The 22100-nt window shown below is 36.8% G+C and carries 20 protein-coding genes; all 20 read left to right on the top strand.

Annotation, left to right across the window (positions count from 1 at the left end; genetic code table 11):
- Positions 1-28: 28 nt before the first annotated feature.
- The 20 genes from yfmF to ACIQXF_RS00535 all read left to right on the top strand — a co-directional run bounded on the left by yfmF (position 29) and on the right by ACIQXF_RS00535 (position 21839).
- Positions 29-1300 (top strand): EF-P 5-aminopentanol modification-associated protein YfmF, encoded by a 1272-nt coding sequence (yfmF, locus tag ACIQXF_RS00635; RefSeq protein ID WP_402777659.1) that lies wholly within the window; start codon positions 29-31, stop codon positions 1298-1300.
- Complete coding sequence (yfmH, locus tag ACIQXF_RS00630) at positions 1297-2598, top strand: EF-P 5-aminopentanol modification-associated protein YfmH (protein WP_402777656.1); 1302 nt, start codon at positions 1297-1299, stop codon at positions 2596-2598. Before yfmF ends, yfmH begins: the two co-directional genes overlap by 4 nt.
- Complete coding sequence (gene ymfI / locus ACIQXF_RS00625; protein WP_402777653.1) at positions 2595-3323, top strand: elongation factor P 5-aminopentanone reductase; 729 nt, start codon at positions 2595-2597, stop codon at positions 3321-3323. The genes yfmH and ymfI overlap by 4 nt, the downstream gene beginning before the upstream one ends.
- Positions 3324-3367: 44 nt before the next feature.
- On the top strand, positions 3368-3625 hold the full coding sequence (locus tag ACIQXF_RS00620; protein ID WP_402777650.1) for a DUF3243 domain-containing protein: 258 nt from the start codon (positions 3368-3370) through the stop codon (positions 3623-3625).
- A gap of 195 nt (positions 3626-3820) precedes the next feature.
- The gene (locus ACIQXF_RS00615) at positions 3821-4609 is read left to right on the top strand and encodes a DUF3388 domain-containing protein (protein ID WP_402777647.1); all 789 of its coding nucleotides are present in this window, start codon (positions 3821-3823) and stop codon (positions 4607-4609) included.
- A 25-nt stretch (positions 4610-4634) separates the two neighbouring features.
- Positions 4635-5543, top strand: coding sequence for a helix-turn-helix domain-containing protein (locus ACIQXF_RS00610; RefSeq protein WP_402777644.1), 909 nt, complete (start codon positions 4635-4637; stop codon positions 5541-5543).
- Positions 5544-5591: 48 nt separating this feature from the next.
- Positions 5592-6170: a CDP-diacylglycerol--glycerol-3-phosphate 3-phosphatidyltransferase gene (gene pgsA, locus ACIQXF_RS00605; protein ID WP_402777641.1), complete on the top strand. Its 579-nt coding sequence runs from the start codon at positions 5592-5594 to the stop codon at positions 6168-6170.
- Between the two features lie 17 nt (positions 6171-6187).
- Positions 6188-7447 (top strand): competence/damage-inducible protein A, encoded by a 1260-nt coding sequence (locus ACIQXF_RS00600; RefSeq protein WP_402777638.1) that lies wholly within the window; start codon positions 6188-6190, stop codon positions 7445-7447.
- Positions 7448-7609: 162 nt separating this feature from the next.
- Positions 7610-8674, top strand: a complete 1065-nt coding sequence (gene recA, locus ACIQXF_RS00595; protein ID WP_402777635.1) for a recombinase RecA — start codon at positions 7610-7612, stop codon at positions 8672-8674.
- 416 nt (positions 8675-9090) lie between these two features.
- Positions 9091-10650, top strand: coding sequence for a ribonuclease Y (gene rny / locus ACIQXF_RS00590; RefSeq protein WP_402777633.1), 1560 nt, complete (start codon positions 9091-9093; stop codon positions 10648-10650).
- 490 nt (positions 10651-11140) lie between these two features.
- On the top strand, positions 11141-11845 hold the full coding sequence (locus ACIQXF_RS00580; RefSeq protein WP_402777630.1) for a YveK family protein: 705 nt from the start codon (positions 11141-11143) through the stop codon (positions 11843-11845).
- Positions 11846-11866: 21 nt separating this feature from the next.
- Complete coding sequence (locus tag ACIQXF_RS00575) at positions 11867-12562, top strand: CpsD/CapB family tyrosine-protein kinase (RefSeq protein WP_402777627.1); 696 nt, start codon at positions 11867-11869, stop codon at positions 12560-12562.
- Between the two features lie 15 nt (positions 12563-12577).
- On the top strand, positions 12578-13342 hold the full coding sequence (locus ACIQXF_RS00570) for a tyrosine-protein phosphatase (protein ID WP_402777625.1): 765 nt from the start codon (positions 12578-12580) through the stop codon (positions 13340-13342).
- 96 nt (positions 13343-13438) lie between these two features.
- A complete protein-coding gene (locus ACIQXF_RS00565; protein WP_402777622.1) occupies positions 13439-14560 on the top strand; it encodes a glycosyltransferase family 4 protein in 1122 nt (373 codons plus the stop codon).
- Between the two features lie 112 nt (positions 14561-14672).
- The gene (locus ACIQXF_RS00560) at positions 14673-15857 is read left to right on the top strand and encodes a glycosyltransferase (RefSeq protein WP_402777619.1); all 1185 of its coding nucleotides are present in this window, start codon (positions 14673-14675) and stop codon (positions 15855-15857) included.
- A gap of 289 nt (positions 15858-16146) precedes the next feature.
- Positions 16147-17199 (top strand): hypothetical protein, encoded by a 1053-nt coding sequence (locus ACIQXF_RS00555; protein WP_402777616.1) that lies wholly within the window; start codon positions 16147-16149, stop codon positions 17197-17199.
- 144 nt (positions 17200-17343) lie between these two features.
- On the top strand, positions 17344-18141 hold the full coding sequence (locus ACIQXF_RS00550) for a TIGR00282 family metallophosphoesterase (RefSeq protein WP_402778251.1): 798 nt from the start codon (positions 17344-17346) through the stop codon (positions 18139-18141).
- A gap of 340 nt (positions 18142-18481) precedes the next feature.
- Complete coding sequence (locus ACIQXF_RS00545; protein ID WP_008178903.1) at positions 18482-18748, top strand: stage V sporulation protein S; 267 nt, start codon at positions 18482-18484, stop codon at positions 18746-18748.
- 485 nt (positions 18749-19233) lie between these two features.
- The gene (locus ACIQXF_RS00540; RefSeq protein ID WP_402777613.1) at positions 19234-20973 is read left to right on the top strand and encodes a 2-oxoacid:acceptor oxidoreductase subunit alpha; all 1740 of its coding nucleotides are present in this window, start codon (positions 19234-19236) and stop codon (positions 20971-20973) included.
- A complete protein-coding gene (locus tag ACIQXF_RS00535; RefSeq protein WP_402777610.1) occupies positions 20973-21839 on the top strand; it encodes a 2-oxoacid:ferredoxin oxidoreductase subunit beta in 867 nt (288 codons plus the stop codon). The genes ACIQXF_RS00540 and ACIQXF_RS00535 overlap by 1 nt, the downstream gene beginning before the upstream one ends.
- Positions 21840-22100 lie beyond the last annotated feature (261 nt).

Here is a 22100-nt window from a genome sequence, read left to right as displayed (position 1 = left end):
TATATTAAGAAAGATAGGAGGGTTCCATATGTTTAAAACAATACCTTTTGCAAAAGGTGTCAATTTGCATATCAGACAAACGACCCAATTTAAAACCGTAAATTTTTCATTTAAATGGAGAAGAGCATTAACGGCTCAAAATGCGTCTGAACGCACAGTGTTAACCAATGTATTGCAACATAGCAACGCCAAATATACGACAACAGCTGCTTTCCGAAGCTTTTTGGATGATTTGTATGGCTCAGTATTGTATTTTGACACATCCAAACGTGGCAATGAGCATACGGTACTGATGAATGTAGAAGCTGTTAATGATCATTTTTTAGCAAATACAAGTGTTTTAAACGAGGTACTTGATTTATTGCACACTGCAATATTTGAACCGAATTTAGAAAATGGTGTATTTAAGGAATCCATAGTAGAACGTGAAAAGAAAACGGTTATTCAGCGTATCGAATCCATTTTTGACGATAAATCTCGTTTTGCGCAGCAACGCCTTCAGCAAATTTTACGTCCGAATGAAGCAGCGTCTATTTCAGCAAATGGAACTATCGAGGATATTCAAAATATTACTCCTGCTTCATTGTTTGAGGCATATCAATCCATGCTTGCAAACGATGAAATAGACATTTATGTCGCGGGTGATATAAATGAAGATGAGATCGTGGCGAAGCTCAAAAAAGCGCTACCATTTACTGATCGTACACCAGAAGATATCCCTGCTGTGCTTCCGCAACAGCATCCACAGAACGATTATGTACGTGAACAACAGGATATGAAGCAAGGAAAGCTGCATATTGGCTTTAGTACACCGGTACGATTTGGTGATCCAGATTTCGCAAAAATGCAAATCTTTAACGGTGTATTTGGTGGTTATCCGCATGCTAAATTATTCATGAATGTTCGTGAAAAGGAAAGCTTAGCATACTATGCATCTAGCTCTTATGCTTCTCATTATGGCCTAGTCTTTGTTGTGTCTGGGATTGAACCAAAGAATGAAGAAAAAGCGCTATCGCTTATAAAAGAGCAGCTCGCAGTTATGCAAGCAGGCGATATGACCGATTTGGAATTAGAGCAAACAAAGGCAATGTTGACGAACCAGCTAAAAGAATCATTGGATTCCGCTCGAGGACAAATAGAAATTTTTGACCAATATAAAGATTTACCCGAGGAGTTCTCTGTTGAAACTTGGGCAAATAAATGGAAAGCTGTCACAAAAGAAGATGTTGTCGAAATGGCGAAGCAAGTACAGCTAGAAGCGGTCTATTTCTTATGTGGGAAGGAGCAAGCCGCACAATGAAAACAATTGAATTCAAGCAATTAGATGAAACACTATATTATGAAAAACTAGAGAATGGCTTAGATGTCTATATCTTACCGAAAAAAGGATTTTCAAAAACATTTGTGACCTTTACAACTAAGTACGGATCTGTTGACCGTACATTTGTGCCAATTGGTGAAAAAGAAAGCATTACAGTACCAGATGGCATCGCACACTTTTTAGAGCATAAAATGTTTGAAAAAGAAGATGGGGATGTATTCCAAAAGTTCAGTGAATACGGCGCTTCAGCCAATGCATTCACATCATTTACACGTACAGCATATTTATTTTCCTCGACAAATCATATTTATAAAAGTACTGAAACATTATTAAATTTCGTCCAAGAGCCATACTTTACAGAAGCAACGGTTAACAAGGAGAAGGGGATAATTGGTCAGGAGATTACAATGTATGACGATCAGCCAGATTGGCGACTATATTTTGGTACAATCGAAAATATGTATCATACTCATCCAGTAAAGATTGATATTGCTGGTACGATTGAATCGATTGATGGCATTACTGCTGACCATTTATATACGTGCTACAATACATTTTATCATCCATCCAATATGTTGTTATTTGTCATTGGTGCAGTAGACCCGAATGAAATGATGACGTTTATTCGTGAAAATCAAAACAAAAAAGAATTCCCTGAACCAACACCAATTCAACGCTTCTTTGATGAAGAGCCGACTGAAGTTGCTATTAAAGAGCGTACTTTGAATATGGATGTCCAAAAACCAAAGGTATACATTGGTCTAAAAGCAAAAGAAACAAATTTTTCCGGTCGTGATATGTTAAAGCATGAACTATCTGTTCAAATTGCTTTGGAGCTTATTTTTGGCCGCACATCTAAATTTTATGAACGTGTCTATGAAGATGGCTTGATTGATGAAACATATGCATTTGATTTTACATTAGAAAATGGTTTTGGCTTTGCTATGATTGGTTCAGATTCAACTGAACCAGCTGCATTGGAAAAGGCTATTAAAGAAGAATTGGCAAAGAATGAGGGAGATGCCCAATTTGCAGTTGCCGATTTAGAACGAATAAAACGTAAAAAAATTGGATTCTTTTTGCGTGCATTAAACTCTATTGAATTTATCGCTAACCAATTCACTCGCTATTCATTTAATGAAATGAATTTATTTGATGTTGTGCCTGTATTAGAGGAATTAACGATTGAAGATTTAAAAAAAGCATTTGCATCAATTCAAGGAGAATCTCAACAAACTGTTTTTAAGATTTTACCTACAGAGAAGGGTGCACAGTGAAAAAATTTGCCCTTGTTTTAGGTGCATCAGGTGAGATTGGTCGTGCTATTTGTCAGAGCCTGGCAGAAGACGGTTGGTCCATCTATGTTCATTATTCAAACAATGAGAAAACTGCTCAGGATTTATATTGTTCCCTTTCTGAAAACTTCCCTGCACAGGAGTTTATGCTTGTACAGGGGGATTTTTCAAAAATAGCCGGGGCAGATTTGTTAGCATCACAAATTTTTAATGTACAGGCGATTGTCTTTGCTAGTGGTCAGGCCCATTATTCTTTACTTGAAGATACTACTGTTGAGGATATGGATGCACTATGGCGCGTACATGTACAAAATCCGATGCGTCTAACTGCATTGCTATCATCTAAGCTTCGAGCTCACAATGTCAGCTATGTTCTTTTTATTGGCTCCATTTGGGGAGAAGCAGGATCAGCAGGTGAAGCACTTTATGCTACTGTAAAGGGTGCCCAGCATGCTTTTGTGAAGTCATATGCGAAAGAAGCTGCATTGTCACGGATTCGTGTGAATGCGATTGCACCAGGTTTTATTAATACATCGATGAACAATCATTTAAGTAAAGAGGAGCTTGATTACATTTTGGAGGATATTCCCCTAGGTATTATTGGTGAAACAATAGACGTGGCTGAAATGGTGCGTTTTTATCTTTCAGGAAAAGCTGATTATGTAACAGGACAAATAATTCGTTTAAATGGTGGTTGGTACATATAATATTCTTTTTTGCACATACTACATGTGTAAAGGAGGAGGAACATATGACCATTTTAGAAAACTGGCAAAAATGGACATCGTTTTTAGGACAAAATGTTATGAAGGCAGAATCAAGCGGAATGCCAAAGCAAATGATTCAACAAGCTGCTGTACAAATTGGTGAATATTTGGCGTCAAATGTCGATCCTAAAAACGAACAAGAGCGAGTGCTGTCGGATTTATGGGGCGTTGCCTCTGAAGATGAAAAAGAAGCATTGGCGAATTGTGTCATTAAACTTGTACAAAATAAACATGTGCAGTAAATAAAAGAGGAGAGCTTCTCCTCTTTTTTCTATATAAAGGGGAACGTATGTAAGCCTATTTCGAATGGTTAAAAAAGTTTTTAAAAATAACGCCTTAATTCCATATATTCTAACTTTCCATTACATAAAAAATCAGCTATGATGGAACTTATAAAGGATTTTTTACGTTAACTAATAGGAAGGGAACGAGTGTGTTTGAGCGATTGGTACTTTGAATATGAAATTCAGGTGAATCGCCCTGGATTATTAGGAGATATTGCTTCACTTTTAGGGATGCTTCGTGTCAATATTATTTCAATAAATGGTGTCGATGAGGATCGGCGTGGTATGTTAGTGCATTCAGACAATGATGAGGCAATTGAGCGTTTTCGTACAATTGTTTCGACAATGGAACATATTAACGTGACCAAATTTCGACAACCTAAACTCCGTGATCGATTAGCTATTAGGCATGGTCATTATATTCCTCGAGATGCAGATGAAAAAAATACTTTCCGTTTTGTACGAGATGAACTTGGTATTTTAGTTGACTTTATGGCAGAACTCTTTAAAAAAGAGGGACATAAGCTCATAGGAATACGTGGTATGCCTCGTGTTGGAAAAACTGAATCGATTGTAGCGGCAAGTGTATGTGCCAATAAAAAGTGGATTTTTTTGTCGTCTACAATGATCAAGCAAACTATTCGCAATAAACTCGCTGGTGATGAATTCAGTGACAATAATATTTTTATATTAGATGGCATTGTGACACGTCGTTCATCTGATGAGCGGCATTTACAACTAGTGCGTGAAATGATGAATATGCCTTCTATTAAGGTTGTAGAGCATCCAGATATGTTTGTTCAGCATTCAGAATATAAGATTGAGGATTTTGATTATATCATTGAACTACGTCATCACCCAGATGAAGAAATTACTTATGAAATAATGGAAAAAAATCATATGATGTCCGAATCCAATTCATTTGGAGGATTTAATTTTTAATTTGATATTAAAGTAGGTGTTATGAGTGGCAGAATTAGGGACTCGACTGAAAGAGGCGAGACTGTCTAAAGGCTACAGTTTAGACGATTTACAAGAAATAACGAAAATTCAAAAACGTTATTTAGTAGGTATTGAAGAGGGCAATTATTCGATTATGCCTGGTTCGTTTTATGTACGAGCCTTTATTAAACAATATGCAGACGCTGTTGGTTTGAATGCAGAGGAAATTTTAGAAAGCTATAAAAGCGAATTACCAAGTACACCAAACGATCAAGTAAGCCAATCAATGACAAATAGCCCAAGTAGAAGAAAAGTTTCCAAGGGCCCTTCCAATAAAATGATGGAGGCAATGCCGAAAGTAATCGTTGGTTTATTTATCATTGTCATTATTGTGGCTATTTGGGTGCTATTGCAATCTAAAAAGGATGCAGGGCCAAGCGCTACTGACAATAAAACGCCAGAAATGCAGTATGACAAACAAGTAAAACCGATCGATAGTGAAAAAGATAAAGCAGAAGCAGATAAAAAAGCCCAAGTAAATGGCGAACTAGACTCAACAGATTCAACAAAAGAAACACCTGATGAAGATGAAACTGAAGAGATTAAACAAGCGATTTCAGCGGGTACGATAGAAGCAGATGGGGCAACAACTTCTTATACGTTAACAGGTACAGACACACTTAAATTACGTATTGAAGTATCAGGTCCTACATTCGTCGGTATTCGTAACCAACAGCAACAAGAATTATTAACAGATACACGTGTATATAATGCAGGGGAAGTATTGGAATTTGATGCAACTTCTCAAAACTACGTTCGTATTCGCTTAGGTAATTCAACACAAGCTAAGATATATATTAATGACGAGCTTTTAACGTATGCACAGCAAATTGTAACGCAAAACATCGTCATCAATTTCAATAAAGAACAGTAGTCATCAGGTGATGGCTACTTTCTTTCATCATGAAAGGTGTTAGAAAAAATGAACATTCCAAATAAAATTACCATCTCTCGAATCTTACTTATTCCGTTCTTTGTCATTGTTATGATGTTTGATTTCGGCTGGGGAACAATGTCGCTTTTTGGTGCGGAGATGCCTGTTCATCATTTTGTAGGTGCACTTATTTTTATCTTTGCTTCAACAACTGATTGGGTGGATGGTTATTATGCACGTAAGTATAATCTTGTAACTACGTTTGGGAAATTTTTAGACCCGCTAGCTGATAAATTACTTGTTTCAGCTGCTTTTATTTTAATGGTAGAGCTTGATATGGCCTCTGCCTGGATAATAATAATTATTATTAGTCGTGAATTTGCAGTAACTGGCCTACGCTTAATATTAGCAGGTGGGGGAGAAGTCGTAGCGGCGAACCAGCTTGGTAAAATAAAAACGTGGGCGCAAATCGTTGCCATCGCTGCAGCACTTTTACACAATACCATCTTTACACTTATTGGCATTCCATTTGATACGATTATGTTATACATTGCATTGTTCTTTACACTATGGTCTGGATGGGATTATTTCTATCTAAACCGTCGTGTTTTACTTGACTCTAAATAAGGAAGGTCTTGTGAATCATGAATGCTGAAATTATTGCGGTTGGTTCAGAGTTATTGCTTGGTCAGATTACAAATACAAATGCAAGATTTATTTCTAGTCAATTGTCTGAGCTAGGGATAAATGTGTATTACCACACTGTTGTTGGCGATAATGTTAAACGTTTAGATGAGGCCATTTCCATTGCGGAGTCTCGGGCAGATTTAATCATTTTTTCTGGTGGGCTTGGTCCTACAAAAGATGATTTAACAAAAGAAACGATTGCTCGTCATCTTGATGTGACGCTTGAATTTGATGAAGTCGCACTGACATATATTGAGCAGTTTTTTGCAAAACGAGGACGTCCAATGACGGAAAACAATCGTAAGCAGGCATTAGTATTAGCCGGTAGTGAAGTGCTAGCAAACCACCATGGTATGGCGCCTGGTATGATGTTAACAAAAGATGGGCGTACATATATGTTGCTTCCTGGACCACCTAAAGAGCTTGAGCCAATGTTCCAATTTGAAGCAAAGCCAAAGCTCGGTGCGATGTTAAATGCCGGAGGGGTTATTGCATCCCACGTTATGCGTTTTTATGGTATTGGAGAGGCAGAACTTGAGGTATGTATCCAAGATATTTTAGATACGCAAACAAATCCAACTGTTGCTCCACTTGCATCTGACGGTGAAGTTACATTGCGTGTAACTGCCAAGGCAGAAACGGAGCAAGAAGCGCAGCAGCTTATTGCAGCAAAAGTAGCGGAGATTCAGGCGCTTGTTGGTGACTATCAATATGGTGTAAATGATGATTCACTCGCTTCTAAAACAGTAGAAATGTTACTAGACAATAAGTTAACAATATCTGCGGCAGAAAGTCTAACTGCTGGGTTATTTCAGTCAGAGCTTGCTGAGATACCAGGTGTAGGAAATGCCCTTGTTGGTGGCGTCGTTACGTATACAGAAGAGGCTAAAATAAAGCAGCTCGGTATTCCGAAAGAATTACTAGATAAATATGGTATAGTAAGTGGTGAATGTGCAGCCGCTATGGCTAGTACTGTACGCCAAAAATTCGGTACCGCAATCGGTATTGGATTAACAGGTGCAGCAGGTCCTACAGCTCATGATCATCAACCAGTAGGAACGGTTTGGATTGGTATTGCTATTGCTGACGAGGAGCCGATAACGTATCTACTTCAATTATCAGGCATGCGCAATACAAATCGACTTCGTGCTGTGAAGTTTACTTGTCATTACCTAATGCAGCTTTTGGAAGAAAGAGGCTTTACAAAGCGTTATTAAATATAGTGTTGAAAATAGGAATTTGGGTAGGGGAAAGTTGCCCAAATTTTTATTTTGAAGAAAAATAGAATAAATGTTCGCTTTTTTCTTGCGTGTTCTCTCAAAAACAAGTATAGTAGAGATAGAGAAAAACAGTGAACAGTTTTCGAAGGAGGAAAATGAATGAGTGATCGTAAAGCAGCCTTAGAACAGGCGTTAAAACAAATTGAAAAGAATTTTGGTAAAGGTTCTATCATGAAACTTGGCGAAAAGACCGATTTAGAAATCGCTACATCTTCGAGTGGTTCGTTAGCACTTGATGCTGCATTAGGAGTTGGCGGTTATCCACGAGGACGTATTATTGAAGTATATGGTCCTGAATCATCAGGTAAAACAACGGTTGCTCTTCATGCCATTGCAGAGGTACAAGCAAATGGTGGACAAGCAGCATTTATCGATGCTGAGCATGCACTAGATCCAATTTACGCACAAAAATTGGGTGTCAATATTGATGAACTATTATTATCGCAACCAGATACAGGAGAGCAGGCTCTTGAAATTGCAGAAGCACTAGTACGTAGTGGTGCTATTGATATTATCGTCATTGACTCTGTAGCAGCATTAGTTCCAAAAGCTGAAATTGAAGGTGATATGGGTGACTCCCATGTTGGATTACAAGCACGTTTAATGTCTCAAGCATTGCGTAAGCTTTCAGGTGCTATTAATAAATCAAAAACGATTGCCATTTTCATTAACCAAATACGTGAAAAAATTGGTGTTATGTTCGGAAATCCGGAAACAACACCAGGTGGACGTGCGCTTAAATTCTATAGCTCTGTTCGTTTAGAGGTTCGTCGCGCAGAAGCTATTAAACAAGGCAATGATATTATGGGGAATCGCACAAAAGTTAAAATTGTGAAAAATAAAGTAGCGCCACCTTTCCGTACAGCAGAGGTAGACATTATGTATGGTGAAGGTATTTCTAAAGAAGGCGAAACAGTCGATTTAGGTGTAGAACTAGACATCGTTCAAAAAAGTGGCTCTTGGTATGCTTACGGTGATGAGCGTTTAGGACAAGGTCGCGAAAATGCAAAACAATATTTAAAAGAAAATCCAGCTGTTATGGAAGAAATCGCAAATAAAATTCGATCTTCTTATGGTATTGCTTCTTCTTCGTATACGATCGCCGCTCATGATGATGAGGAAGAAATGGATGAAGAATTAATGCTTCTTCTTGAAGATGAATAGTATACATGCATTGTTCCTGCTCTTTAGAGTAAGAACAATGCATTTTTTTGTCTAGATTCCATATAATGGTGGGTATACTCATTAAGAGAACGTTAGGTGGAAAATTTGCTTATAAAAAAAATAAATTAAAATGAGCCTTTACGGAAATTACTACCTTTGCACTGACTGTTCCTTAATGTGTAAAATAGTTAAATTTAAATCTAGTGTAAAAGTATTAGGTAATTTATTGACCTATTGGATATGACTTACTTTTTTTCTTGAGAAGGGCGAACAGGTGCCCGACTATCCTTGACAGAGCTTGAGGCTAGCTATACAATTAAATATGTATAATTTCTGAATTATGACTTTAAATAGGCACATTTTTTGTATGCGCCGACTGAAACTGTATTACCCAAATAGCAAGAGGAGGTGTTCATATGGATGGAATTACTATCATCTCCGCTTTGCTTGGACTCATCGTTGGTGCCGCTGTTAGCTATATCTACATGAAAAAAGTGAATGACTCAAAAATCACTGGTGCTAAACATGTCGCTGAAACAATCGTTGAAGAAGGAAAACGAGAGGCGGAGGCATTAAAGAAAGAAGCACTACTTGAAGCCAAAGATGAAACTCACAAATTTCGTACTGAAGCAGAAAATGACATTCGTGAACGTCGTTTAGAACTTCAAAAACAAGAGAACCGTTTATTGCAAAGAGAAGAGAATCTTGATCGCAAGGATGATGCTCTAAATAAGAGAGAAGCAGGCTTAGAGCGCAAAGAACAAGCTCTAGCCGAAAGACAACAGCATATTGAACAGATGGAAAGCAAAGTGGACGAGCTCGTTGACGCGCAAAAAACCGAGCTAGAACGAATTTCTGCTTTAACTAGAGATGAAGCCAAGACTATTATCTTAGGAGAAGTAGAAAAAGAGCTAGCAACTGATATTGCTGTGATGACGAAGGAAGCTGAGACACGTGCAAAAGAAGATTCTGATAAAAAAGCACGTGAAATTTTATCTTTGGCACTACAACGCTTTGCAGCAGACCATGTTGCAGAAACAACAGTATCTGTCGTGAACCTGCCAAATGATGAAATGAAAGGTCGTATTATTGGTCGAGAAGGTCGTAATATCCGCACTTTGGAAACGTTAACAGGTATAGATTTAATTATTGATGATACTCCAGAGGCAGTTATTTTATCAGGCTTTGATCCAATTCGTCGTGAAACGGCTCGACTGGCACTTGAAAAACTTGTACAGGATGGCCGCATTCACCCAGCTCGAATTGAAGAAATGGTGGAAAAAGCTCGTCGTGAAGTGGATGAACAGATCCGTGAAACAGGTGAGCAAACAACATTTGAAATTGGCATTCATAACTTACATCCGGATTTAATGAAAATTTTAGGTCGAATGAAATATCGTACAAGCTATGGACAAAACGTTTTAAAACATTCAATCGAGGTCGCACATTTAGCAGGTTTGCTTGCTGCTGAACTTGGTGAAGATGTAGCATTAGCTCGTCGTGCAGGCTTATTACATGATATTGGTAAAGCGATTGATCATGAAGTTGAAGGTAGCCACGTCGAAATCGGTGTGGAATTAGCAACAAAATATAAGGAACATCCAGTCGTAATAAACAGTATTGCTTCTCACCATGGTGATACAGAAGCAACATCTGTCATCGCGGTATTAGTGGCTGCAGCTGATGCATTATCAGCAGCTCGTCCAGGTGCTCGAAGTGAGACCCTTGAAAACTATATCCGCAGACTTGAAAAGTTAGAGGAAATTTCCGAAAGCTATGATGGTGTAGAAAAATCCTTTGCCATTCAAGCAGGTCGTGAAATTCGTATTATTGTACAACCTGAAAAAATTGATGACTTGGCTTCACATCGCTTAGCGCGAGATATCCGTAAGAAAATTGAAGAGGAACTTGACTACCCAGGTCATATTAAAGTAACAGTCATTCGTGAAACACGTGCAGTGGAGTATGCGAAGTAATAAATAAAGCGCTCCTTGGACTTCGATCTGACCCAAAAAAGTTAGATAAACATCCTAAGTAGCTTTCAAGATCTAAGTTCAGTAGTCTACTGGACTTAGGTCTTTTAATTTTGCCTTTTTTCGTTTGTGATTGTAATTGAAAAATAAAGTATATTTGCACTAATTTGAATACAAACGACAAAAATAAACCGTAAAATTTGTAATCCACGATACATTCATTTCGTCTGCGAGGAAATCGTGATAATAGAGTTATAGACCGATTTTACTAACCATTGCCCCGAAAAGAAAAATATTTCTTCATATACACACTTCATACAATCCCCATATTTTTTGCATTTACGTTAACTGTTAAATTCATTAAAGCATCAAAGTATATATAAGCGAAAATCGCTATCGTGAATAAACTAAGAAGCATAATAATATAATGAAAAATAAATTAATGCTTATGTTACGGCTAACTAGTAGATGTTTAGACAAGGAGAGAGAGTTTTTGAAAGAAACTATTACCATGCAGGATGTATTAAAAATTGTACGAAAACGACTGCTTTTTATTATAAGCTTTGCACTTTTTGCAGCATTGATAACCGCTTTTATTATACTTTTTATCATTAAGCCTACTTATCAAGCAGAAACACAGCTATTAGTTAATCAAAAAAGTACAGAACCATACTTAGGTATACAGAATGTGGAAACAGATCTACGATTAATCAACACGTATAATATCATCATCAAGAGCCCAGCTATCCTATCAAAGGTTATTAGTGAGCTAGAGTTAGATATGACACCAGAAATATTGATGGAAAAAATTAATGTATCAAGTGCCAACAATTCTCAGGTAGTAAATATTAACGTCAAAGATAAGAAGTTGGAAACGGCTGTCGATATTGCTAATACATTAGCAAAGGTATTTCAAGAGGAGATTCCTATATTAATGACGGTGGATAATATTAATCTTTTATCAGTGGCAAAAGTAAGTGAAAAGGCTAAGCCTGTCGCGCCAAATAAATTATTTTATATTGTGGCAGCTTCTCTCATGGCCTTCATTGTAAGTACAGTTTTTGCAGTGTTGCTAGAAATTCTTGATACAACGATTAAGACAGAACAAGATATTGAGGAAGCAGTAGGATTACCGATTATTGGTCTAATAAGTCAAATAAGCGATCAGCACGTAAAAAGCACCAGAATGAAAACCTGAAAACAAGAAGGGAGAATAGCAATGTTTCAAAAAAAACATAAAAAATTTATAAAAAGGAATCGAAAACTTGTAACAGTTGCAAATACTAACTCTATTGTATCTGAGCAATTTCGCACCATACGTACAAATATTACCTTCTCTTTACCCAATCAAGAAATAAAAACAATTTTAGTGACATCTGCGACTCCAGGTGAAGGAAAATCTACAAATGTAGCAAATATAGGTGTTGTATTTGCACAGGAAGGTAAAAAAGTATTAATTGTTGATGCAGATTTACGCAGACCGACGATGCATTATACATTTCGAGTGCAAAATACAAAAGGTCTTTCCAATTTACTGATAGGGAAATATGATGTTTTGGAGGTGGTAGATAGTACGGAAATTCCAAATCTATTTGTCATGACCAGCGGACCTATTCCACACAATCCTGCTGAATTGCTTGCCTCTAAAACAATGGATTGTATAATGGTAGAATTAATGCGTGCTTTTGATATCATTTTGTTCGACGCACCTCCTGTTTTATCAGTGACGGATGCACAGATTCTAGCAAATAAATGCAATGGTACATTGTTAGTCGTTAATAGTGGTGCTGTAGAAAGAACAAACGTTATCAAAGCAAAAGAAAGACTAGAAGCCTCGAAAGCTAAAATTTTAGGAGTTATCTTAAATAATTACAAATTGCCGCATAGCCTCTATTATGATCAATATTACCATTGACCGGAGTGACACAGGATGATTGATATGCATAGCCATATTTTAGTAAATGTAGATGATGGTCCAAAGTCATTAGAAGAAACAATGTGTCTATTTGAACAGGCAGTTGCCGAGGGAATTACAACTATTATTTCAACCTCCCATGCTTTTCATCCTTCTTATCATGTACAGTTCGAAACAGTGAATGCACAAATTACACAATTACAAAAGGAAATAAATGAACGTAACTTATCGTTAACATTGTATCCTGGACATGAGGTCCGTTTATCAGGAAACATCCTAGAACTTTATGAAAAAAAGCAACTTCACACATTAGCGCATTCAAATTATTTACTTCTAGAGCTTCCTTCGAGCATCGTTCCAAAATATACGAGAGAAATTATTCATGCTTTATTAGCAATTGGCATTACGCCAATCATTGCACACCCAGAGCGAAATAGAGCTATTGCCGAAAATCCAAGCTATTTGGAGCAACTAATACGTGATGGGGCACTTGCACAAATAACGGCAGGAAGCCTAGCCGGTTTTTTTGGAAAATCCATTCAACAGCTTTCTATAAGATTAGTTCGTTCAAACCTTGTTCATACTTATGGTTCTGATGTGCATAACTTACAAACTCGTCCTTTTTTATTTGAAAAGGGTCTTAGATATTTAGAAAAACAAAAGGAATTAAATGCAGTAGACTGTTTTCTTGAAAATAATGCAAGAATACTAGAAAATGTTCCATTAATAATATATGAGCCAGAAGAGACTTTCACAAAAAAATGGTGGAAGTTTTTTTGAGAAAACAAGAAATGTGGTGGACATAAAAGATAGAGATTGCACATAAATTTTTAAAGATTAGATGAGAAAATTAATAGTCTGAGGGGACAGTGTCTTATGAGAGTTGTTTTTATGCGTAGTAATCCTGTTTCGCCAGATCCAAGGGTTGAAAAGGAAGTAGATTGTCTCGTGAAAAATAATTACAATGTACAAATTTTAGCTTGGGATAGGGACAGTGAATACAGGGTTAAACAACAGCAATTAACGCCCACAAACGTTATTGAAATTACAAGATTTGGAATTCCAGCGACTTATGGAAGTGGGTTTAAAGGAAACTTTTTTCCGTTATTAAAATTTCAACTAAGACTTTTCAAATGGCTGTATCGCAATAAAAATACCTTTGATGTCATTCATGCATGTGATTTTGATACAGCACTAGTAGGGATGGTATGCGGAAAACTTTTTCGAAAAAAAGTGATTTATGATATGTTCGATTCGATTACAGCACCTTTTAATGGACCGAACAGTATTGGAAAGATTGTAGCTAAAATTGATGAGGCGATGATGAATCGTGTAGATGCGGTTATTATTTGTACGGAAAAACGCCGAGAACAAATTGCGAAATCATCACCAAAGAAAGTAGAAGTCATTTATAATACCCCGCATTATGTAAATATCAAGAATACGAAAAATTTAAATCCGAACAAAATAAAACTAGTGTACGTTGGTATTCTTTCGAGAGATCGATTCATTAGGGAAATGGTAGAGGTCGTCAAGAAGAATCCTGATTATGAATTGCACATTGGTGGCTTTGGAAAGTTGGCTGATGAATTGAAGCACATCTCTGAAGAACATGAAAATATAATATTCTACGGCAAAATTCCTTATGAACAAACACTTGAATTGGCAAATAGCTGTGATATTATGACGGCTATCTACGATCCTAATGTTCTCAATCATTACTACGCAGCGCCAAACAAATTTTATGAGGCAATGATGCTAGGAAAACCCTTGATAATGGTAAAAAACACTGGGATGTCTGAAGTGGTAGCGGAGCATAATCTTGGAGAGCTCATGGATTTTAATATAGAAAGTTTACAGCAGTCCATTGAAAACTTAGTGAAACGAAAAAATGAATGGCCAGATATTTCTAAGAAGATGAAACAACTATACGAAGAACATTACAATTGGGATATTATGGAGAAAAGATTAGTTGAATTATACAGTAATTTTTCTTAGTTATAGACAGTCATGAATGATGTTAAACAATATCAAATTCTGCCATCGTTTTGATATAACAAATACCCTTGAAAAAGTTGTTCAACAATAATGATTTTCTAGGAGGGACTACATGAAAATTTTGTTTGTTGCACAGAATTTTCAGATGGGTGGTATTCAAAAAGCTCTAATTAACACACTCAAGGAAGTCAGTTCAAGTGATGAGTATGAAATAGATGTTTTCACATTTGGAAAAGGTGTTTTCATGAAGGACATACCTCCCACAGTTAATGTAATGGTAGGAAGCTTGTTATTACAATTAATTGCAACACCTTTTGCGGAGGTGAAAAAAGAGAAAAATTTACTATATATAGTATTACGTATCATGTGCATGATCATCGTTCGAATTATAGGTTCGACACGATTGTATTCTATTTTGTTAAAAAAGCATCGACTTGATGAACGTTATCATATAGCCATTTCTTATTTTAATGATGTGCCAGGCAACTATTTTAATCAAGGCACCAATTTATTTGTAGACAATTTTGTCAAAGCAGACAAAAAGTTTGCATGGATACATACTGATCCTATAGAAGCGGCTTTTGACTATGAAACATGTGTTAACGTCTATAAGAATTTTGATCGACTTCTATGTGTATCTAAAGCTTGCAAACAAAAAATGATTGATTTTATTCCACAATATAAACATAAAATACAGGTTGTCTATAATTTTTTCCCAATAAATGAAATCAACGAACAGGCATTGCAATATACACCATTCACGAAAGGAACTACAGATATCGTATCCGTTGGACGGGTTGATAATTTTACAAAAAGATTTGACCTTATCCCGCAGCTCTGCAAATTATTAAAAGATTCATCCATATGTGATTTTCGTTGGAGAGTTTTGGGCGATGGCCCAGACTTACTCTCAAATAAAAAGCTAGCTGTTACATTAGGCGTAGACGATGTGATTGAATTTATAGGACAATGTGATAATCCATACCCCTATATCAAGCAAAGCGATGTACTTATATTAACCTCTGCATTTGAAGGCTATCCAATGGTCATTGGGGAAGCGCTCATTTTAGAAACCCCAGTGATTACAACAAACTTTGCGGCAGCAAGTGAACAAATTAGTGACGGCCATAATGGATTTATAACAGGTAGACATCTAGAAGATATTTATCCGGTTGTTGCAAGTGTCATTGAGAATAAGGACATTTTACAAATGATGAAACAATATTTAGCAGAAAACCATTACACAAATCAAAAAGCGTATGAGCAACTAGTATTGGAGTTTGTGAACAATGATTAGGATAAAAAATCATTTAAGTATTATAGTTTGCCTCTTTGCCAGTATCTTTGTCGTACTAAAAATGTACACAGGTAGCAATATATTTCTTGTGATTTTTTTTCTAATTACGTGTACATCGATGCTTTTTGATAAGCAACAAAATCGTTTTGACTATTTATTATTTTTTATTTCATGGGTGTATGTCATAAAATTTGATTTAACAAGCTTTTCGCTATTTGTCTTTTTAAGTTCTTTTTATATTATTTTAAGCCTCCTAAGGATTTTGTTACGAAATGATCATATACAGACGATGCTACTCATTACATTTGTTCTTTTTTCATTATATACGGTGAATGTAACGCTGTTGAGCAATGGCAATTTAATCGGGGCAATAGGTTTTGTTTTGAATTATAGCGTCATCTTTTTTGCTGTACATGCCATTAAAGATAAAACGTATTTTCGACGATATACGTATATTTATTCACTAGGATTACTTGCGGCATCTATGGTTCGCTTCATTAGTTTTTACGTTCCTGAAATTGGTCATTTTATTGAATCGATGACCGTAGTCAATACAGTTAAAACGATGAATGATGCAGTTAATACAAGATTTGCGGGCTTAGATTTAGATCCTAATTATTTTAGTTTACAAGTTTTAATCGCCATATCATGTTTATTAGTTTTATTTTATGTGGAAGGAAAAATGGAGAAAAGATCGAGCGCCTTAATCATTAGTTTAGCTACTTTTGGTATGCTTAGTTTTTCGAAGATGTTTATTATTACATTAGTTTTCCTCATCACCCTGACCATTATTTTTTTCTTTAAACAACAAATGAAGACAGCTGTGAAATTGACTTCCTTTGTAGTTATTATTGGTGGCATTGGCCTATACTATTTTTATGAGCAGTTGTATGAAATATACTGGAATCGTTTTTTTGGAGCTGGTATCACTTCTGATGCCATTACGACGGGGCGCGTTAAGAACTGGGGGATATTTGCTAATGAAATTGTTCAGAATACGAAAATATTTGTTTTTGGGGCTGGATTTGGAACGGACTTGACCAGTGGAGTAATGGCCCATACCATGTATTTGTCAACACCGTATTATTTAGGCATATTTGGTGTAGTTTTTGCTTTATTATACATTTGGCAGTTGTATAACGCATTGCAAAAAAATATAGGTGTTATAGGAATTGGGAATTTCCGATTTTTAGCAGTAACAAACCTTCCACTCTTCATTATGTTATTTGCGAATATGGTTCTCGATTCGTTCATAATGGATTATTTTCCATTCCATATATTATTAATTATGCTTGCCTTATCTATGAAGAAAAATGAAGAATTTACATTAAGCGCGAGCTAAGGATTACACAGTTTGTTATGAGATAATAGATTATTTACTGTTGATAATGAAAAGCTAAATGACATGTCGGATTTTGTTTTGCGGTTCACCGCGAAAAAGTGGTAAACTAAAGGGTGCTAATTAATGAAAGAGTGGTTATGTAAAATGAAAGTTTTATTTATAGGTGATATCGTAGGTTCTATCGGACGAGATGCAGTGGAAAAATATTTACCACGCTTAAAGAAAAAATATAATACAGACGTTGTCATTGCTAATGGTGAAAATGCAGCAGCAGGTCGTGGCATTACTCGTAGTATTTATAATCAGCTATTGCAAATGGGTGTAGATGTAATTACGATGGGGAATCACACTTGGGATAACAAAGATATTTTTGACTTTATTGATGATGCAGATTATTTAATACGCCCTGCAAACTTTTCAAGTGAGGCGCCAGGTAAAGGTATGGTACAAATTTCAAAAAATGGTGTCACATTATCTGTTATTAATCTACATGGTCGTGTGTTTTTACCACCTCATGAGGATCCATTTGCGATGGCAGAGAAATTAATTGAAGAAGCGCATCAAACATCACCGCTTGTATTCGTGGATTTTCATGCGGAAGCGACAAGTGAAAAAATTGCACTTGGATGGCATTTAGATGGTAAGGCGTCAGCGGTTGTGGGTACACATACACATGTACAAACAGCTGATGCACGTATTTATCCAAATGGCACTGCCTATATTACAGACGTTGGTATGACTGGCCCATACGATGAAATATTAGGAATGACCAAAGAAAGTGTCATTTATAAATTCCAAACAAATATGCCAGCTCGTTTTGAAGTGCCGAAAAATGGCCGTGAAGTGTTAAGTGGCTTCTTTGTGGAAATTGATGATAAGACTGGGAAGGCTCTACAATGTGAGCGAATTTATATAAATGAAGATTATCCGTTTCAAGGATAAGGAGAGACTATTGTGTATTAAAAAATGCACAATAGTTTTTTCGTTTTGAAAACCTGTTAATTTAATGAGATTAGAGCATCATATTCAATAAAAAATGACTCTTTTTGAAGCTAAATAGGTCACTTTAATTTCATTGAAGTAATACTATTTAAGTGTATTCCGATTACTTCCACATGAATTCGTCATTATTTTTTGATTGTTCGCAATATATCGGAAATGAAAATAGTCTATTTTCTTCTTACCGAGCATAAAATGACCTACGGACAATAACTTGGGGTCCAAAAAGGGGGACATAAGTTGTTGAGCGTAAACACTATTCGCGAAACGGGGAGGAATAATTGTGGATTCATTAAAAGTATCATCACGCTCTAATCCAAATTCAGTTGCAGGTGCATTAGTCGCGGTAATCAGAGAAAAAGGGCAAGCAGAAATGCAAGCAGTTGGGGCAGGTGCACTTAACCAAGCCGTGAAAGCAGTGGCCATTGCACGCGGATTTGTAGCGCCAAGTGGCACAGATTTAATTTGCGCACCGGCGTTTGCCGATATTTTAATTGCTGGTGAGGAGCGTACAGCCTTAAAGCTTCTAGTGGAAAAACGTAATCGATAAAAAGTAATGAATTAAAATGCCTTGCACATAATATGATGCAAGGCATTTTTTCGTTTATCTTTATTCAGTAGATGTTTACTGTGCGAAAGCGAAGCGACAGCAACACGGTTTTATCTGTGCGAAAGCGAAGCGACAGCAACAACAACAACAACAAAGACTGAGTGACCAACATCAAGTTGGCCTAAAGCCTTCAGACGCAATTACCCAAGGCGAAATTGATATAGACAATATAGATGTAGATGTGGCTGCATAGTTCAGGAAAGAAGACTTTGCCCTCATATTTTACATGTTAAATGTCACTTGAAAGTAGCAAGTTAATTTTTTATACTTAATTGATTTGAAAATTACAACTTTTTGAACGGTATTTTCAGTCAAAGGTCTGATTTTCAGTTAAATCGTGGAATAACAATAGTGTAGAAGGTTTCTTCGTGTTAAACTTATGAAGGAAAAATAATAGTACACATTGGATTTAAGGAGTTGTTGACATGTTACATCAGCTTTCATGGAAAGTCGGTGGGCAACAAGGTGAAGGGATTGAAAGTACAGGTGAGATTTTCTCAATGGCAATGAATCGTTTAGGTTATTTCCTATACGGTTATCGTCACTTCTCTTCTCGAATTAAAGGTGGCCATACGAATAATAAGATTACAGTTCGTCCAACAGAAGTACGCTCTATTGCGGATGATTTAGATATTTTAGTAGCTTTCGACCAAGAAACAATCGACGTCAATTATAAAGAACTAACAGAAAAAGGCGTAATTTTAGCTGATTCAAAATTTGAGCCAGTGAAGCCAGAAGATTCTAAGGCACCATTATTTGCAGTACCATTTACAGAAGTTGCAGCAGAGCTTGGTACTTCATTAATGAAAAATATGGTGGCAATTGGCGCAACTGCATCATTGCTAAATTTAGAAAACGAAGTATTCCAAAATGTTGTCGATGATATTTTTGGCAAAAAAGGTGAAGAAGTTGTTCAGAAAAATATGGAGGCCATTGCACGAGGTCGTCAAATTATGAATGAGCTTTTAGGTGATCGTGTCGGTGAATGGGCATTAGCACCAGCTGATGGCAAACGCCGTATGTTCATGATTGGGAATGATGCAGTAGCGCTTGGTGCACTTGCAGCTGGGACACGCTTTATGGCAGCTTATCCAATTACGCCAGCTTCTGAAATTATGGAATACCTGATTAAAAAATTACCGAAATTCGGTGGTGCGGTTATCCAAACAGAAGATGAAATTGCTGCAGCAACAATGGCAATTGGTGCAAACTTTGGTGGTGTTCGTGCCTTTACAGCTTCAGCTGGTCCTGGTCTTTCATTAATGATGGAGGCAATTGGTCTTTCAGGTATGACAGAGCAGCCATTAGTTGTTGTTGATACACAACGTGGTGGTCCATCAACAGGGTTACCAACAAAACAAGAGCAATCAGATTTAATGGCGATGTTATATGGTACGCATGGTGAAATTCCAAAAGTAGTCATTGCACCTTCTACAATGGAGGAAGCATTCTTTGACACAATCCAAGCGTTTAACATTGCGGAGGAGTTACAATTACCAGTTATCTTAATGACTGATTTACAATTATCTTTAGGTAAACAATCTGTTGAACCATTTGATTACAATAAAATTGAAATTCGCCGCGGTAAAATTGTCACTGACGATATTGAAGAAGCGGCTGATAAAGCATACTTCAAACGTTATGAAGATACGGATGATGGCATTTCGCCACGTGTGCTACCTGGTACGTTAAACGGTATTCACCATGTAACAGGTGTTGAGCATGATGAAACAGGTAAACCTTCTGAAGCAACTGGTAATCGTCAAGTACAAATGGATAAACGTTTCCGTAAGCTATCTGCATTGAAATTTGATAATCCAGTATACGCAAATGTACCACACGAAGAAGCAGATATTTTATTAGTGGGCTTTAACTCGACTCGTGGAGCGATCGAAGAAGTACAAGAACGATTAAATGCTCAAGGTATGAAGGTGAACCATGCACATATTCGCTTAATTCACCCATTCCCATCTGCTGAGGTGGCACCACTTGTAGCGAAAGCGAAAAAAGTTATCGTTGTAGAAAATAACTACACAGGGCAATTAGCAAATATTATGAAGATGAATGTTGGTGGTCACGATAAAATCGAGACTATTACAAAATACAATGGTACACCGTTCTTGCCAGGTGAATTAGAAAATCGTGTGAAGGAGTTGACTCGCTAATGGCAACATTTAAGGATTTTCGTAATACAGTGAAACCAAACTGGTGCCCAGGCTGTGGAGACTTCTCTGTACAAGCAGCCATTCAGCGTGCCGCTGCTAACGTTGGCATTGAACCAAACGAGTTAGCTGTCATTTCTGGGATTGGTTGTTCCGGACGTATTTCAGGATACATTAATTCTTATGGATTCCACGGTATTCATGGTCGTGCCTTACCGATTGCACAAGGCTTAAAAATGGCAAACCGTGATTTACACGTTATTGCTTCTGGCGGTGACGGTGATGGCTTTGCAATTGGTATGGGTCACACAATTCATGCCATCCGTCGTAATATTGACATCACGTACGTAGTAATGGATAACCAAATTTATGGTTTAACAAAAGGGCAAACATCCCCACGCTCAGCTGCAGGATTTATTACTAAATCTACGCCAGGTGGTGCGATTGAGCCATCATTAAAACCATTAGAAGTAGCGTTAACAAGTGGAGCTACATTTGTGGCACAAGGCTTCTCAACAGATATTAAAGAATTAACAGCATTAATTGAAGCAGGTATTAATCATAAAGGCTTCTCGTTCATCAACGTATTCTCTCCTTGCGTTACGTATAACAAAGTAAACACGTACGATTGGTTTAAAGAGAATTTAACAAAGCTTGCTAATATCGAGGGCTATGATAATTCTGACCGTGGTATGGCAATGCGTACAGTAATGGAGCATGAAGGTTTAGTAACAGGTATTATTTATCAAGATACTGAAACAACTTCATATCAAGAAAAAGTACCAGGCTATTCAGAGCTACCATTAACGGATATTGATATTAAAATCAGCGAAAATGATTTTAATGATTTAGTGAAAGAATTTATGTAAAAATGATAGAAAAGCATTTGGGATGATGACATTCCAAATGCTTTTTTTGCATTCGCGGGTATTCAGTGCCCAATCGCGGGTAAACGGATAGCTTCCGCGGGTATTTGATGCAGAATCGCGGGTAAACGCACAGCTTCCGCGGGTATTCGCTGTTGAATCATGAGTAAGGCATAGCATTTATTGCTGATAGCAATACATATAAAGTGGTGAATCCTTATAAAATCCTTATAATCATTTTTTACACTAGAGTCATCGAAAGGA

The organism is Lysinibacillus sp. NPDC097231, from assembly GCF_044761885.1.
Taxonomy (GTDB): Bacteria; Bacillota; Bacilli; order Bacillales_A; family Planococcaceae; genus Lysinibacillus.
Note: the sequence above shows the minus strand (reverse complement) of the source record. Positions and strands in the feature narration are given on the sequence as shown.